This is a genomic window from Klebsiella sp. Sb-30 (genome assembly GCF_057652795.1).
In genome coordinates this window covers 2,261,399-2,275,305 of sequence record NZ_CM172749.1, presented here as the reverse complement: position 1 = coordinate 2,275,305, position 13,907 = coordinate 2,261,399, and the positions used below count along the sequence as shown (strand labels likewise).

The 13,907-nt window shown below is 57.3% G+C and carries 13 protein-coding genes and 1 pseudogene; 5 read left to right on the top strand and 9 right to left on the bottom strand.

The genetic code is table 11. The features are described 5' to 3' along the window. The first annotated feature begins 14 nt into the window (after positions 1-14). From AC236I_RS10645 to AC236I_RS10635, 3 genes are read left to right on the top strand one after another with little or no spacing between them, the layout of a single operon-like run. Positions 15-887 (top strand): phytanoyl-CoA dioxygenase family protein, encoded by an 873-nt coding sequence (locus AC236I_RS10645; RefSeq protein ID WP_004863029.1) that lies wholly within the window; start codon positions 15-17, stop codon positions 885-887. A gap of 20 nt (positions 888-907) precedes the next feature. Beyond that, positions 908-1,726, top strand: coding sequence for a transporter substrate-binding domain-containing protein (locus AC236I_RS10640; RefSeq protein ID WP_015584142.1), 819 nt, complete (start codon positions 908-910; stop codon positions 1,724-1,726). Positions 1,727-1,730: 4 nt separating this feature from the next. Continuing rightward, positions 1,731-2,462 carry a class II aldolase and adducin N-terminal domain-containing protein gene (locus AC236I_RS10635; RefSeq protein WP_004863037.1) on the top strand — a complete coding sequence of 244 codons (732 nt, stop codon included), beginning with the start codon at positions 1,731-1,733 and terminating at the stop codon, positions 2,460-2,462. A gap of 40 nt (positions 2,463-2,502) precedes the next feature. On the opposite strand, the gene AC236I_RS10630 is transcribed toward AC236I_RS10635, so the two are convergent. From AC236I_RS10630 to nqrC, 8 genes and pseudogenes are all read right to left on the bottom strand, one after another. Next, the gene (locus AC236I_RS10630) at positions 2,503-2,994 is read right to left on the bottom strand and encodes a TlpA family protein disulfide reductase (protein WP_097357829.1); all 492 of its coding nucleotides are present in this window, start codon (positions 2,992-2,994) and stop codon (positions 2,503-2,505) included. Next, on the bottom strand, positions 2,981-3,676 hold the full coding sequence (locus AC236I_RS10625) for an ABC transporter ATP-binding protein (RefSeq protein WP_004863043.1): 696 nt from the start codon (positions 3,674-3,676) through the stop codon (positions 2,981-2,983). The genes AC236I_RS10630 and AC236I_RS10625 overlap by 14 nt, the downstream gene beginning before the upstream one ends. Positions 3,677-3,680: 4 nt before the next feature. Further along, positions 3,681-4,811 carry an ABC transporter permease gene (locus AC236I_RS10620; RefSeq protein ID WP_032717712.1) on the bottom strand — a complete coding sequence of 377 codons (1,131 nt, stop codon included), beginning with the start codon at positions 4,809-4,811 and terminating at the stop codon, positions 3,681-3,683. Beyond that, entirely contained in the window at positions 4,801-6,084 is a 1,284-nt protein-coding gene (locus tag AC236I_RS10615; protein ID WP_015584139.1) for an ABC transporter permease, read from the bottom strand. The genes AC236I_RS10620 and AC236I_RS10615 overlap by 11 nt, the downstream gene beginning before the upstream one ends. 2 nt (positions 6,085-6,086) lie before the next feature. Continuing rightward, positions 6,087-7,466 carry a Fe-S-containing protein gene (locus AC236I_RS10610; RefSeq protein WP_048024879.1) on the bottom strand — a complete coding sequence of 460 codons (1,380 nt, stop codon included), beginning with the start codon at positions 7,464-7,466 and terminating at the stop codon, positions 6,087-6,089. A gap of 88 nt (positions 7,467-7,554) precedes the next feature. After that, positions 7,555-8,082, bottom strand: coding sequence for an iron transporter (locus AC236I_RS10605; RefSeq protein WP_004863053.1), 528 nt, complete (start codon positions 8,080-8,082; stop codon positions 7,555-7,557). Between the two features lie 18 nt (positions 8,083-8,100). Next, on the bottom strand, positions 8,101-10,050 hold the full coding sequence (locus tag AC236I_RS10600; RefSeq protein ID WP_065906643.1) for an FTR1 family iron permease: 1,950 nt from the start codon (positions 10,048-10,050) through the stop codon (positions 8,101-8,103). A gap of 229 nt (positions 10,051-10,279) precedes the next feature. Then, positions 10,280-11,040 (bottom strand): annotated as a pseudogene (gene nqrC, locus AC236I_RS10595) (NADH:ubiquinone reductase (Na(+)-transporting) subunit C). Positions 11,041-11,483: 443 nt separating this feature from the next. Here nqrC and AC236I_RS10590 point away from each other — a divergent pair. Next, positions 11,484-12,443, top strand: a complete 960-nt coding sequence (locus AC236I_RS10590; RefSeq protein WP_004863061.1) for an AraC family transcriptional regulator — start codon at positions 11,484-11,486, stop codon at positions 12,441-12,443. Between the two features lie 15 nt (positions 12,444-12,458). On the opposite strand, the gene AC236I_RS10585 is transcribed toward AC236I_RS10590, so the two are convergent. Further along, complete coding sequence (locus AC236I_RS10585; RefSeq protein WP_099144820.1) at positions 12,459-12,578, bottom strand: small membrane protein; 120 nt, start codon at positions 12,576-12,578, stop codon at positions 12,459-12,461. A gap of 211 nt (positions 12,579-12,789) precedes the next feature. On the opposite strand from AC236I_RS10585, the gene AC236I_RS10580 reads away from it, so the two are divergent. Next, the gene (locus tag AC236I_RS10580) at positions 12,790-13,872 is read left to right on the top strand and encodes a malate/lactate/ureidoglycolate dehydrogenase (protein WP_004863067.1); all 1,083 of its coding nucleotides are present in this window, start codon (positions 12,790-12,792) and stop codon (positions 13,870-13,872) included. Positions 13,873-13,907 lie beyond the last annotated feature (35 nt).

The following is a 13,907-nucleotide window of genomic DNA, read 5'->3' as shown; positions in this document are numbered from 1 at the left end:
TGAAAGGAAAAATTATGATCGCGCAGTGGCAAATCGAACAGTTTCATCAGCAGGGTTTTCTGGTGGTCGAAGGGGTGCTATCGCCTGACGAAATCGCCGCCTTGCAGCAGGATTTTGACGGTTGGGTCGAAGAGAGCCGCCGCCACACCGAGGTGTGGGGCGAGACGCTCGACGGTCGCCCGCGTTTCGACCTTGAAGGGGATCACCGCGCCGATCACCCCTCGCTGCGCCGGGTCAGTTCGCCGACGGAGATTTCCGTCGCCTTCGAACATGCCGCCCTGCAATCGCGTATGGCGACCATCGCCGCCCAGCTGATCGGCGGTAGCGGCACCCGTTTTCATCACAGCAAAATCAACTCCAAGCTGCCGTTTACCGCGACGCAGGTGAAATGGCATCAGGATTTTCTGTTCACGCCGCACAGCAATGACGACATCATCACGGCCCTGCTGATGATCAGCGACGTCACGCCGGAAAACGGCCCGCTGAACGTGGTGCCGGGGAGCCATAAGGGGCCGCTGTGGTCCCACTGGCAGGAGGGGCGTTTTACCGGTTCGGTTGACGACGAGGTGGTATCCGCGCAGTGCCAGCAGCCCGCCGCCTGCTTTGGCCCCTCAGGCTCGGTGTGCTTTATGCATACCCGTCTGCTCCACGCCTCGAGCCCTAATGAGACCGAACTGCCGCGGACGCTGTTTATCAGCGTTTACGCCGCCGAGGACGCCCTGCCCTTTGGCGAAAACCCCTTACCAAGCCTGCACGCGGGCCAGCTGGTAGCCGGCGTGGAGAGCGGCCTGGTACGCAGCGCCGCCAACCAATTACGTTTGCCGCAGAAGCCGCGCGGTGCCTCATTCTTCGTTCAGCAGGCCGGCCACGATCTTGCCAGCATGTAATGTCATCCCTGGAGGTTTTTATGAAACGATTTAATGCTCTGCTTCTTTGCACCGCCGGCGCCCTGACCTCGTTCAGCACTTTTGCGGCATTCCTGCAGCCGGGGAAAATTACCGCCGGTTCGGATATGACCTTTTATCCTTATGAATATATGCAAAACAACCAACCGGCCGGTTTTGATATTGAGTTTCTCGCCGGTGTGGCTAAAACCATTGGCCGCGAGGCGGTGAATACCGATACCCGTTTTCCTAATCTGATCCCCGGTCTGCAGGGCGGGCGGTTCGATATTACCAACTCCTCGATGTATATCACCGCCGAACGCCTGAAGGTGATTGACATGGTGCCATACCTGAAAAGCGGCGAATCGATCCTGGCGCTTAAAGGCGCCAGCTATCAGCCTAAAACTCCGGAAGCGTTCTGCGGGCATAAAATCGGCTCGATGGGAGCCACCTCCTGGCTGGCGCAGCTGCAAAAACTGTCGGCGGACTACTGCGTGAAGAAAGGCCTGCCGCCCATTGCGCTGAGCGAGTACAGCACCGATCCGCAAACCACCCAGGCGCTGCTGTCGCGGGCGGTGGAGGCGCAGATTACCGATGCGGCGGTGGCGCGTGGCGTCGTTGAGAAACTGGGCGACCGGATCGTTATCTCTTCCGATACCTTAATTTACCCGGTGCTGAACGGCTTTGGCGTCAAAAAAGGCAACAGCGAAGTGAAAAGCGCCCTTGAGGAGGGGCTGAAGAAATTCAGCGCCACGCCGGAATACGCGGCGCTGCTGAAAAAATATCACTTCCAGCCGCCGACGGAAGACGACCTGAAAACCCTGATGCCGAAAGCGGAGTAAGGCGATGGCTTACTCTTTCGAAGAACAAACGCGGATCGATCTGGCGGCGACCTTTCGCATCATCGCGCATCTCGGCATGCACGAGGCCGTCGCCAACCACTTTAGCGCGGCCCTGTCGCCGGACGGCAAACAGTTTCTGCTGAATCCGAAGTGGAAACACTTTTCGCGGATCCGCGCCAGCGACCTGCTGCTGCTGGATGCCGATGATGAAGCGACCGCGCAGCGACCGGACGTGGACGCCACCGCGTGGGCGATCCACGGCCAGATCCATCAGCGGCTGCCGCAGGCGCGGGCGGTGCTGCATCTGCACCCGATCTACACCACCAGCGTCGCCTGCCTGGCGAATCCGCAGATCCTGCCGGTCGATCAGAATAGCGCGCGCTATTTTAATCGCGTGGCGGTGGATACGCTGTATGGCGGGATGGCGGATACCGTCGCCGAAGGGGCGAGGCTGGCCGGGCTGCTGGCGGATAAACGCCGCCTGCTGATGGGCAACCACGGGGTACTGGTTACCGCCGCGACCATCGGCGAGGCGTTTGACGATATCTGGACGCTGGAGCGGGCCTGCCAGATTCTGGTCACCGCGTGGTCAACCGGCCAGCCGCTGAAGGTGTTGTCGGCTGAGGTGGCGGAGAAAACTGCCCAGGACTGGGAGAATATCGCCGATTTTTCCCGCCAGCACTTCGCCGAAATGAAGCAGCTGATGATTGATGCCGATCCTTCGCTGCTGGACTGAGCGATAACCCCTCTGTCCCGGGCCAGCGCCCGGGATGCCGCTATTCAGATTGGGCCAGGCGGGTAAAAACCGCCTGGAGCTCTTCGGGTTTTCGCCACCCCTGATGCAGGTCGCGCACCCGCCCGCGTGCGTCAATCACTATCGATGTCGGCGTCCCGATCACCTGATAACGATCCTGAGTAATATGAAGCTGATCGCGCAGCACCGGGTAGCTGATGCCATACTTCGCCAGCAGCGGAGCGATATCCACCTGCTCCGGGTCGGTATTCACCCCCACCACCACCAGTTTATCCGGCCAGCGTTGGCTGAGCGCCTGCAGCGTATCCATTTCCGCGAGACAACCTCCGCAGCTGGCCGACCAGAAGTTGAGATACACCGCCTTCCCTTCCCAACGTTCCAGGCTGGCAGGTTTCCCTTGCAAATCAAAAGCCGCCAGCGCAGGTGCCGTCTCACCACGTGCCAGCTTCTCTTCTTTACAGCCGGCCAGGAGCAGAACCAGCAGTATCGCTATCATCACTTCAGGCATGCGCATGGGGATTCATCTCCTCACCGAGATATTTGCCGTGCTGGAGCCGAACGATACGGTCGGCGAATTTTCCCAGCGCCGGGTTGTGGGTCACCATCACGATAGTGCGCCCCTGACGATGCAGGTCGGTCAGCAGGTCCAGCACCCGCTGTTCATTCTCTTCATCCAGGTTACCGGTGGGCTCATCGGCAAAAATCACCGGGGGTTCATTCACCAGCGCCCGGGCAATACAGACTCGCTGCTGCTCCCCGCCGGAGAGCTGGCTGGGTAAATGGGTCATGCGATGTTCAAGGCCAACCTGCGCCAGCACAGCCCTGGCCGCCGCCTCATCGACGACGCTGTGGTAATGCTGCGCCAGCATGATGTTTTCCAGCGCCGTCAGAAAGGGAATCAGATGGAACTGCTGAAACACCAGGCCTATCTTCTGCGCGCGAACGCGCCGTCGCCCTTCTTCATCCAGCGCCGCGGCATCGGTTCCGTCGAGGATAACCTGCCCCTCGCTGGCGGTGTCCAGACAGGTCAGAATATTCATCAGCGTCGTTTTCCCGGAGCCTGAAGCCCCCATAATGGCGACGAATTCACCGCGGGCGATGCACAAATTAATGTCATCCAGCGCGGTAACCTCTCCGAAGCGCTTAGATAAATGACGGGTTTCAATCGCCATCTGACGTAAAGGCGTGACGGTCATGGCGTTATTCTCCTTTCAACACTTTCGCCGGTTCAACACTCACCGCGCGGCGTACCGGAACAATGGCCGCCAGCAAGGCGACCAGTAAAGACAGCGCCAGGGTAATCGGCAGCACCGGCAGGCGCAGCGAAATAGTGGCATTAAACACGGTCAGCCCCAGCAGTTGGGCGAGCAGATAGCCGAGCAGCCAGCCGCAGACCACCGCTGCCAGAGTGATAATGCTGGTTTCGAGCAGCATCTGGCGGATAATATCGCCATTGCTGGCGCCCAGCGCTTTTTGCAGCGCAAACTCACGGGCGCGCTCGCCTACAATTGCCATCAGGGTGGTATTCACGCACAGCGACGACAGCGCCAGAATCACCAGAGAAACCAGCCCCATCAGCCCTTTGATTTTATCCAGTACCTGACCTTCGGTTGCCGAGACCTTACGGATCGGGCGGATCTCAAGAGCGGGATAGCGCTGCTGCAGCTGCCCGGCATAGTTTTCCACCTGGCCGAGATCGTTACTGACGCTCAGCAGGCCGTGGCTGATAATACCGGGCTTTTGCAGCCACGCCTGCGCCACGTTCAGGCTGACAATCAGCATGTTATCGGTCGCGTCACCGGCCTCGACGATCCCCTTGACCAGCAGTTTTTTGCGCCGCTGATGATCCACCAGCGTGACGCTATCGCCCACGTTTAGCGCCAGCCGCTGAGCCAGCTTAACGCCCACCATCGCATGGCGATCGTCAAAGCTGACGCCGATCCAGTTGCCGCTGACCTGCCAGTACGGCACCAGCTTTTGCAGCGACTCAAACCACACGCCGACGATCGCCACTTTTTCCAGCTCGGTACGCGCCGTGCCGTATAGCCAGGGGCTGGCGCCATGAATCAGTCCCTTCGGCGCATCGTCAAGAATCGCCTGCAGGGTCGGCTCCGGCATACGGGTACCGTGCCCCGGGCCGATATAAAAATTTGCGCCGAAGGTCCGCAGCTCCTCGCTCATTTTGCTGTTGATGTCAAACCACACGGCGGAAAGCGCCGTCACGATGGTCGCACCAACCGCCAGCGCGGTGAACACGACGCTGACGCGCTGCAGACGCAGACGCAGCGCCCGCCAGACCAATAGCCACAGCATGTCGCGCTTAGCGGCCATACAGCACCTCCACGGGATAAAGTCGGGCGATACGACGCGCCGGGAACCAGGTGCCGATAAGCGCAATCAGCACTGCGATCACCAGCACACAGGGCACCACCACCCAGGCAAAGTCGAGCGGCGTGGCAAAGAGCATCAGGCCAATCATCTTCGCCAGCCCCCAGCCAGCGATGCAGCCCAGCCCCCCACCTGCCAGCCCACCCAGCGCTGCTTCGAGATAAAACAGCAGCAGAATTTGCCACTGTCGGGCGCCAAGCGCTTTCATCAGGCCGATCTCCCGGGCTCGCTCCATAATGGTACTGGTCATCAGCGAGGCAATACCCATTGCCGCAGCGGCCAATGCCGCCAGGGTAACGACCGCCATCAGCAGCTGAATTTTATCGATAACTACGCCCTCCGAGGCCGCAACCTGCCAGACCGGGCGCACTTCCGCACCGGAAATGGCCTCCTCCAGCTGGTGAGCGATAGAAGAGACGTATGCCGTGCAATACCACAGGTCATACTCTTCGGCGTTGAGAGCCTCGAGATTCTCACGCGCCCGGCGCGACAGCTCATTTTCGGGTACCGTCAGCGCCGATACGCGAATTGCCTGTACTTTTCCCGTCAGACCCAGCAGCTGCTGTACGATGCTAAGCGGCATCACCAGTTGGTTGTCTTCATCACCCCCGCTGGAGAGAACGCCGCTGACCACCACATCCACGGCCTCGTTCGCCACCTGGAGCCTGAGATGGTCACCGGGTTGCCAGCCGTAATTACGCGCCAGCGCATGGCCGACTAATGTTTGCGGCGTCTTGCCTACAGGTTCCTGCGGCCAGTTGCCGGTAACCTGCCAGAACGGACTGACCGTGCGCTGCCCGGTCTCATAGCCCTCTTCATCCGGTATCGCGACCGGCTGACTGAAGAAGGTCCCGAGTATGCGGATATCGTGCCCGTCAACGGTCGCCTCGCCGCTGAGCATGGGAGCAAACCCAACGATATTATTTCGCCAGAAAATATCCTTAATATTCGCCAGCTCGGATTCATCAAGGAAATCATCGCTGGCCAGCGGGTTGCTTTGTTCGCTGAATAACGCAGGTAGCGCTGCCTGCCCTGCCGGTTCAATTAAGATATTGGCGCCGTAGGATTTCAGTTCCCGGGACATTTTGTCACCGATGTCGATAGAAATAGCCAGCAGCGCCGAGATCAGACTCGTGGCCAGGAAAACGGTTAACACCGCCAGCGCTTTGCGGCGCAGATTACGCCCCCATGACTGATAGATCATTCGCCACAGCATGGTTACTCCTCCTGCGCCGTGCCGGGAACAAACGCCTCTGGCGCGTTGCGGAAACGGTTGTAGTTTGCTTCAGAGGCAAAAAACCAGGTTCTGCCTGCGTAGCTGTATTTATACTCTGCGGTCGTGTTGGTCAGGACCGTCCCGTCCACCGGGTCGGTCACGTTGATAGTCAGCACGGTAGAGAAATAATTGCCTCCGACGGCCAGCGCCGTACCGGGTATCGTCAGCTCACGTTCGTCGTTATGCCAGCCATCGATCGGTACCGGATTACAGCCGCCGGGTTTACCAATCGAAGGAATGAATATGTGTACCCCGCAGGCGACACAAATCACCTGATTACCTTCCATGACATATCCCTGATCGCCGCACAGCAGGCAGGCATCAAATACCACGCCAAAGCGTAATTTGTCGGGATAGCGGTTGATGACAAAGAAGCGAACCGCCTTTCCGTCGTCTGCCACCCAAACGAAACGGTGCAGTTTTCCGTCGCGAACCTGGGTAAGCGGAATATGGACCAGACCATCAGCGGCAAGGCTGACCGGCTGAGCTTCCGAGAGCCTCGGCGGTTGCGAGGCCACCAGATCCCACCACAGCTGGCCACCTGAAATCACCAGCGCACAGCAGATCGTCGTTAACCAGAGGCGGACAGCGCTGCGCCGCTCGGCCAACGCCAGTCGACGGGCAACCGGCGCCGTCGCCGCCTTCACCGCCCGGGCATAGCTACGGATAGCCGGGGTCCAGCACAGGCACAGCAGCAGGAGCACGGCGGCGGCAAGCCAGCTATACCAGGCGGCATTGTTGGTCACCCTGGCCACAAAACTCAGCAGCGGCTTCAGTAAGGGGATGATTTGCAGCTTCATCAACAGCAGCAGCAGATTGCCGAACAGCGGCAGCCACAGCAGGATCATCAGGAGAATTGTCAGCGGCCAGTACGGCCAGCTCATCCGCCGCAGCAGCAGAGCGCACAGCACCGCGGCCAGACACAGCAGCGCAACGGCCAGCGCCAGCGCGGTCAGGTTCAGCAGCAGGTCGGTATTCAGCACGTGGGTGGAGGTTAATCCGCCAAGATTGGGATCCAGAGCCCAGTGACGGGCGGCGCCAAATACGAGGATCCATTGCCACACGTAGCGCAGACGCGGCGTGGCCCACCAGAAGCTCAGTAAAAACAGCAGGGAAAGGAGGATTTCTCCGCTCACCAGCATCAGCTGTAGCGTCTGGCTCCCGCGAATAAACAGTCCGGCCAGTAGCCCACTGGCCAGCGCCGTGAGCAGCGTCCACGTGAGGGGGCGCAGTGAAGGAGGTTCGCCGCGGCCCCAGAGCACCGAGGAGAGCAGCGTTATGCAGAAAAAAACCTGCAGCGTGGTGACGAAAAAATAACTCATAACTTCGACCCGGTTCGGCGGATAATGTGCAATCCGCATGCGGTAATACACCGCAGGACGGCATGCTGGCCATCCTGCGCGACGAACGTTAGTTCAGGCCGACGTATTTGAATTCATAGCTGACATCAAACGGTTTCCACCAGCGGCCAACCCCGGTTTCGCTGTCGGTATGACGGTGCATCCCAGCTTTTGATGGCGGTTCAATGTGATACGTCACTTTATAATTGCCGACGCCCATCATTTTAATATTGGCGCCATAGTGTGGACCGTCGCTCGCGACCATCGGCATAAAAGTCCCTTCCTGCTTTTCACCGGTATCGCTATTGACCAGGGTATAGGCAATCGTCAGATAGGGAATCCATTCCCCGGCGCCAAAACCATTCTTTCCCCCTTCAACCGCATGAATATCGGCCTCCAGATGGATATCTGATTTCGCGGCCGGCAGACCCATTCCGCGCGGTTCCATATCAATCGGCTGAAGATAGACGGCGGCGATCTCCATCTCATTCATGGTGACCGGTTCACCGGCCGGATACTCTTTAAAAGCCAGCGCCGCGGGCGCGGTAAAAATAGCGGCCACAGTGGCAGCGATAATCAGGCTCTTTTTGATGGTCATTTGACAAATCCTCTCGTCTTAATTTGTTGAAGTATTATTTTTTATCTGTGCTGTGGGTAGGTGATTGCGACGGAGCGTAATCCACAGGGCGACCAGGGCAGCAATCAGTAAAATCACCTGTGGCGTCAGGGTTTCCAGATAGGGATAAATGCCCAGCCAGCTGATTTCGGGCACGCCGCCAACCAGCGTAGGCTGAAACAGTTTGCCTTCTATCAGTTCAAGGACACCTTTACCGGCAAAAACAAATGCCATCAGGTACATAAAACCGCCGGTGAAGATGAAGAAGGGTTTGAGCGGCAGACGCACCACCGAGTAGCGCATGATGAGCCACGCGGCCAGCAGCAGCACGCAGCCAATAACAAACCCGGCGCCGATGGCAAGATGCCCGGAAACACTCTGCGCGTCGCCCACCAGGGCGTAGTAAAACAGGACCGTTTCGGCGCCTTCCCGATAGACGGCAAGAAAGCTGGTCAGCCATAGCCCCACCAGCGAGCCGCGAGAGAGCGAATGCGTCAGCTTACCCTCCAGCCAGGCTTTCCAGCGGCGGGATTCAACCTTCGACAGCAGCCAATAGCTCATAAAGAACAGCATCACCACGGCGATCAGCATGGTAATCCCTTCCAGCAGCTCCCGACTGGCGCCGGAGCGGGTAAACACCAGTTGGAAAACGACCGCCGTCGCCACGCTGGCAACCAGCGCTACGACCACCGACTGACGAATCAGCGGCAGCTTGTCGTGATGGTCATTTTTCACCAGCCAGGCCACGATGGCCGCCACAATCAGCAGCGCCTCCAGCCCTTCACGGACAATAATCATCAGGCTGTATAGCAGCAGGCTCCACTGCGTCTCTTCCCCCTCGCCCAGCATCGCCACCGCCTGATGCAGATCGGCTCGTAGCGCAGCGGCTTCAGCCACCAGTTTGTCCTGCGGCTGCCCGGCCTTCATCAGGCTGACCAGACGGGTGAAGTGGGCCTCAAGACGGGTTTTAAATGCGGCATCGCGGGAGCCGATTTTGTTCTCCATCCCGCTGGCTTCAAAGCGATCGAAGTAGGTGTCCTGAATATCCAGAATGGCATCGGACGCCTCGCCGTGCTGGTAGCGCGTCAGCGCCGCCTCGATACTCTGGTTGATCCCCGTTGCAACGTTAGCCCAGTCAGCGGCCGGCGCGCCAGCGGCGAGCGGAGTGTTCCCTTCGTCTGCTGTCGGGGCATTCACCGGCTGGTCATCGCGGGTCGTCGGCAGCCCGGGCAATATGTCTTCGAGTTCCTGCAACAGCGTCGTCACCTGATAAGCCACGTCGTTCAGACGATCCGGCTGGGACGTCAGTGCAATCAGGGCGGTAAACTGCTGGTTAATGGCCGCCGCCTCTTTTGCCGAGCGGTTTTGCCGCACCGACATTTCCATCTCTGAGTTTTTAAACCCCTGATAGTGCGCCTGCTGCACCTGCTGACTGGCGAGGGGGTAATTTCCCGTCTGATAGGCGCTCACCGCCTGCGCCAGCAGATCGTCGATGGTGCGGAAGCTGTTCTGCCAGTGCAATGCGATATCGCCCCGGGTCAAAGCGGTATGCTGCTCTTCCGCCACCAGCCGATGACCGCCATCCAGCACAGGCTCAACGTCGCGCAGCGCTTTCTTAAGTCCGTCCACCCGAGCCTGAACCTCTTGCAGCGGCTTGCCGTCTGCAATCATGCGACGGATGTCACCGAAAGTGCTCTCCATTTCGTAACTTTTGCGCGCCGAAAAATTGATGCGGATAGGGCCTTCGAGGTTTTCAAACACTTCGAAATAGGCGGCCTGCACTTCCCGACGCGCCTCGTTGTTTTTTTGCTGCTGGTAGAGCTCGATCGTTTTATCCAGCCGGTGCTCAATATCCTCGATCAGCGGCGCGTAGCGGGTTTGCGCCGTCGCGCAGGCGCAGAACAGGACGCTGAGCAAAGTGAGCAGCAGAAAAGAGCGAGGAGCTGACATGACGGGTTCCATTAACGGCAATGATAATAGTTATCATTGTCATTTTTCCTTGCAGTCCACATGACCCAGATCATGAAAATGTCAAATGGTGACAATTTATGTAAAAAGCTGCAAAGAACAACACGTTTTGTGTCGGCTGCGCGCGTCCGTTTTTGATGTCATCCCCGCCCGCAAGATAAAAAAACGACGCCGGAAGTGGCGTCGCGGCAGGGAGGCAAACGGCTGAAGGTTACTGGGTTAATATCGCGGGATTATCCTGCAGATGGCGGAGAAAATTGGCGTAACCTTGCTCCCCCATCCAGAAATTGATGCTTTTCTCCACGCCGGTTGAGGTCAGGGTCGCGCCGCTGATGCCGTCAACGGTATAGGCGTCATGCTGGCCGGTATTGTCCTGAACAACCTGCAACGCGGGCCGCCCATGTTCATCGCGGATTTTTTCCCTGCCCACTGCCTGCGCCACTGCGGGTCTTCCACCCTCGCCCCCAGCAGCGGCGTCTCATTCTGCTGGTAATAGATCAGGTCATTTACCGTACGGCCATCCGTGCGGAGAGCAACCAGCGCATACATCATTGATTTGGCGCCCTTACCGTAGACCGGCAGAATAATTTGCTGAATACGCTGGTCGGTATCACGGACCAGGTAAATATCCACCAGCGCGCAGCGACGCCGGATCTGCGCCGGGTCGCGGTTCGGTGGCAGGTCTGCACAGCGCTGGTGTTCTTCGCCAGTCTGCCCGGCAGGTACCAGCTCGCCGCGATCGAGATTCAGCTGGCGAGTCACGATGCGTGCCTCGAACAGCGCTCTCAACGTTTGCTCGTCGCGATGCCCGTTGTTCGTTAATCCGGCGACGTTGAGGACCGCAGCTTCCGTCTCTTCATTGACCGGCTCCGCAGCGTCATCCTTGAGCAATAAAAAATAAACAGCAACAATTGCAAAACATAAAACACAAACAACCATCAAAGATAGAACAATTATTTTACTCTTGCGCATACGCGTATTTTCCCCGTTGCGAAATGAATGTCTCTTTTTAGATTGCGATGATTTTCATCCTGCTGTCCACTCTCTTTTTTTGCTGTTGCGCGAGCCCGAGGAAGATGAGAAATAAAAAAGACGGGGTTGATTTATTTTATTAAAATGTAAAAATAACAACTCAAAGCGCCCACTTAAAATACAAAAAAAGAAATTAAAATTAATTAATCATATATTTCAACGCTGCGAAAATGTTAACCGCAAATAGATTTCCGCTGGTTGATGCGGCCAGCCTGTCACCGCGATGTGCTACGAATTGATTGCTTTCCACGCAATACTGCACAATCTCCCCTCAGGCCAATGTAAAAAACCGGCCGCCCGCTGGCTTTCATGAAGATTAATATTATAATCAGAGAGATAAAACAGAACTACCTGCCAACGTCAACCCGGGATAAGAGACAAGCATGTCCAGACCTTCGACGCTGTACGTTCCACATGTTTTAAGCGCGGCGGATATCGCGCCGGAAGAGCGCTATCAGCAAATAGCACAAAACCTCAGCTGCTATGGGATCAAGGTGGTGAACAACCGCCGTCCGGCAGACATTATTGCTAATCACAAAACCATCTCCGGAGTTTCTGGCGACTATTGTAGTGCGATGGGCTCAAGGAATGAGACGTTCTTCGATCCTCATCAGGTTGCAGAGTCCTCCGTTTATATCTCATTATTAGTCCACGGCCACCAGTTAATTAACGGCAGAAAAAAATCTGCCGCCGCGCAGGTGAATCCGGGAATGTTGATTGTTCACCAGCGTAATGATTATTATCATTATCAATGTGACGATGTTAAACAGCTGTATATCATTCCGCATAATGAGAAAGTCAAACCATTATTCAGCGGGAAACTCACTAGTCCCATTATTTCACTGGAAAACCATCCTTTAGCGCTATTTTTAAAATCGCATATGCAGCTCCTCGATCAACGGTCAGACCGTTTATCACCGCAAGAAACCGCCGCTATCGTCGATAGTTTGCATCAAATTTCACTGCTGGTGCTGGCCGATGTGGCCAAGGAAAAAGGGCTGCGTTCATGCGGAAAATTAAGCCATATCGTCAATAGCGCAAGAGCGTTTATTACGCTCAACTATCATCAACACCAGCTCTCTCCCGACCAGCTTTGTCGGACGCTGCGCTGCTCGCGAGCCAGCCTTGACCGGGCCTTCAACGAACAGGGAACCTCGGTAATGGCGGTGATCAAAGAGATCCGCCTGGAGGCCGCCCGACAGCTGTTGGAAAGCAATCCCCATCTGCCCGTCGAGCGCGTCTCCTGGCTATGCGGCTTCATCAGCCACCCGTTATTCAGCAAACACTTTCGCGAAAAATATCATCTCTCGCCGAAAGCCTGGCGCGATAACTATCCATATTAAAACCGCGCATTGACGTTAACGATGGCGGAATGATTTAAAATGTGTCGCCCTACGCTCTTTAATATAGCTGAGTAAACAATAGACGGATATTCCCAGCAGGGCGATGGCGACGATAATTAACAAGAGCGTGCTGATATTCATTCTGGTTTTCTCTTTCACATTGATTATCATTTTTATCATAGTGATTATCGCCGCCGCGAACAGCACCTGCGGCCTCAATCCTGTTCTCTGCCCCTCAATTCTCTCCTCGGCGCAAAGTATTGATCTTCTTCGCCCAGGAGCGCAGCATGGAAGCGCAAACTTAACAAAACAACAACACAATCAAATAGGTCACAGGAGCGTATCAGTGCAAACCGGATATCGTTTTCAGGCGACGGATCTGCATCAGTTCGTCAACACTCTCTTCATTCAGCTTGGCAGTTCTCCCACCGAAGCCTCCCTTGTCGCCGACCATCTGGTGGCCGCTAATCTCGCCGGCCACGACTCACACGGCGTGGGGATGATCCCGAGCTACGTGCGTTCTCATGCGCAGGGGCATCTGCAGCTTAACCGCCATGCCAGCGTGATGAAGGACGCCGGCGCGGTGGTGACGCTCGACGGCAACGCAGGCTTTGGTCAGGTGGTAGCCCATGAAGCGATGCAGAAAGGGATTGAGAAAGCCCGGCAACACGGTATGGCGGCTATCGCCCTGCGCAACGCGCATCATATCGGACGCATCGGCTACTGGGCCGAGCAGTGCGCGGCGGCAGGTTTTATTTCGATCCACTTCGTCAGCGTCGTAGGCGACCCGATGGTTGCCCCGTTTCGCGGCAAAGACAGCCGCTTTGGCACCAATCCGCTGTGCGTTATCTTCCCGCGAGAAGGTCAGCCTCCGCTGCTGCTCGACTACGCCACCAGCGCGATTGCCTTTGGCAAAACGCGCGTCGCCTGGCATAAAGGCGAAGCCGTTCCGCCCGGTTCACTGATTGACGCCCGAGGCGAACCGACCACCGACCCGGCGGTCATGCAGACGTCGCCGCTGGGTGCCCTGCTCACCTTTGCCCAACATAAAGGCTACGCCCTCGCCACGCTGTGCGAAATCCTCGGCGGCGCCGTTTCCGGCGGCCAGACCACCCACCAGCAGAGCCTACAGACCTGCGTTGATGCCATCTTCAACTGCATGACCACCATTATTCTCGACCCGAAAGCCTTCGACGCACCGGATATGCAGCGCGAGACGGAAGCCTTCATCGACTGGTGTAAACAGTCGCCTCACGATGCGCAGACGCCGATTCTGGTGCCGGGCGAATGGGAAGAAGCCAATCGTCAGGCGCGCCTGGCGCAGGGCATTCCACTGGATGCCGGAAGCTGGCAGGCCATCTGCGAAGCGGCGCTGGAAGCCGGATTCCCGGCGCAGGAACTGGCGCAGTTTCAGCCCAAAATGCGCTAGCCCCTGACAGAACGCCCTCCCCGGGCGTTCTGTTA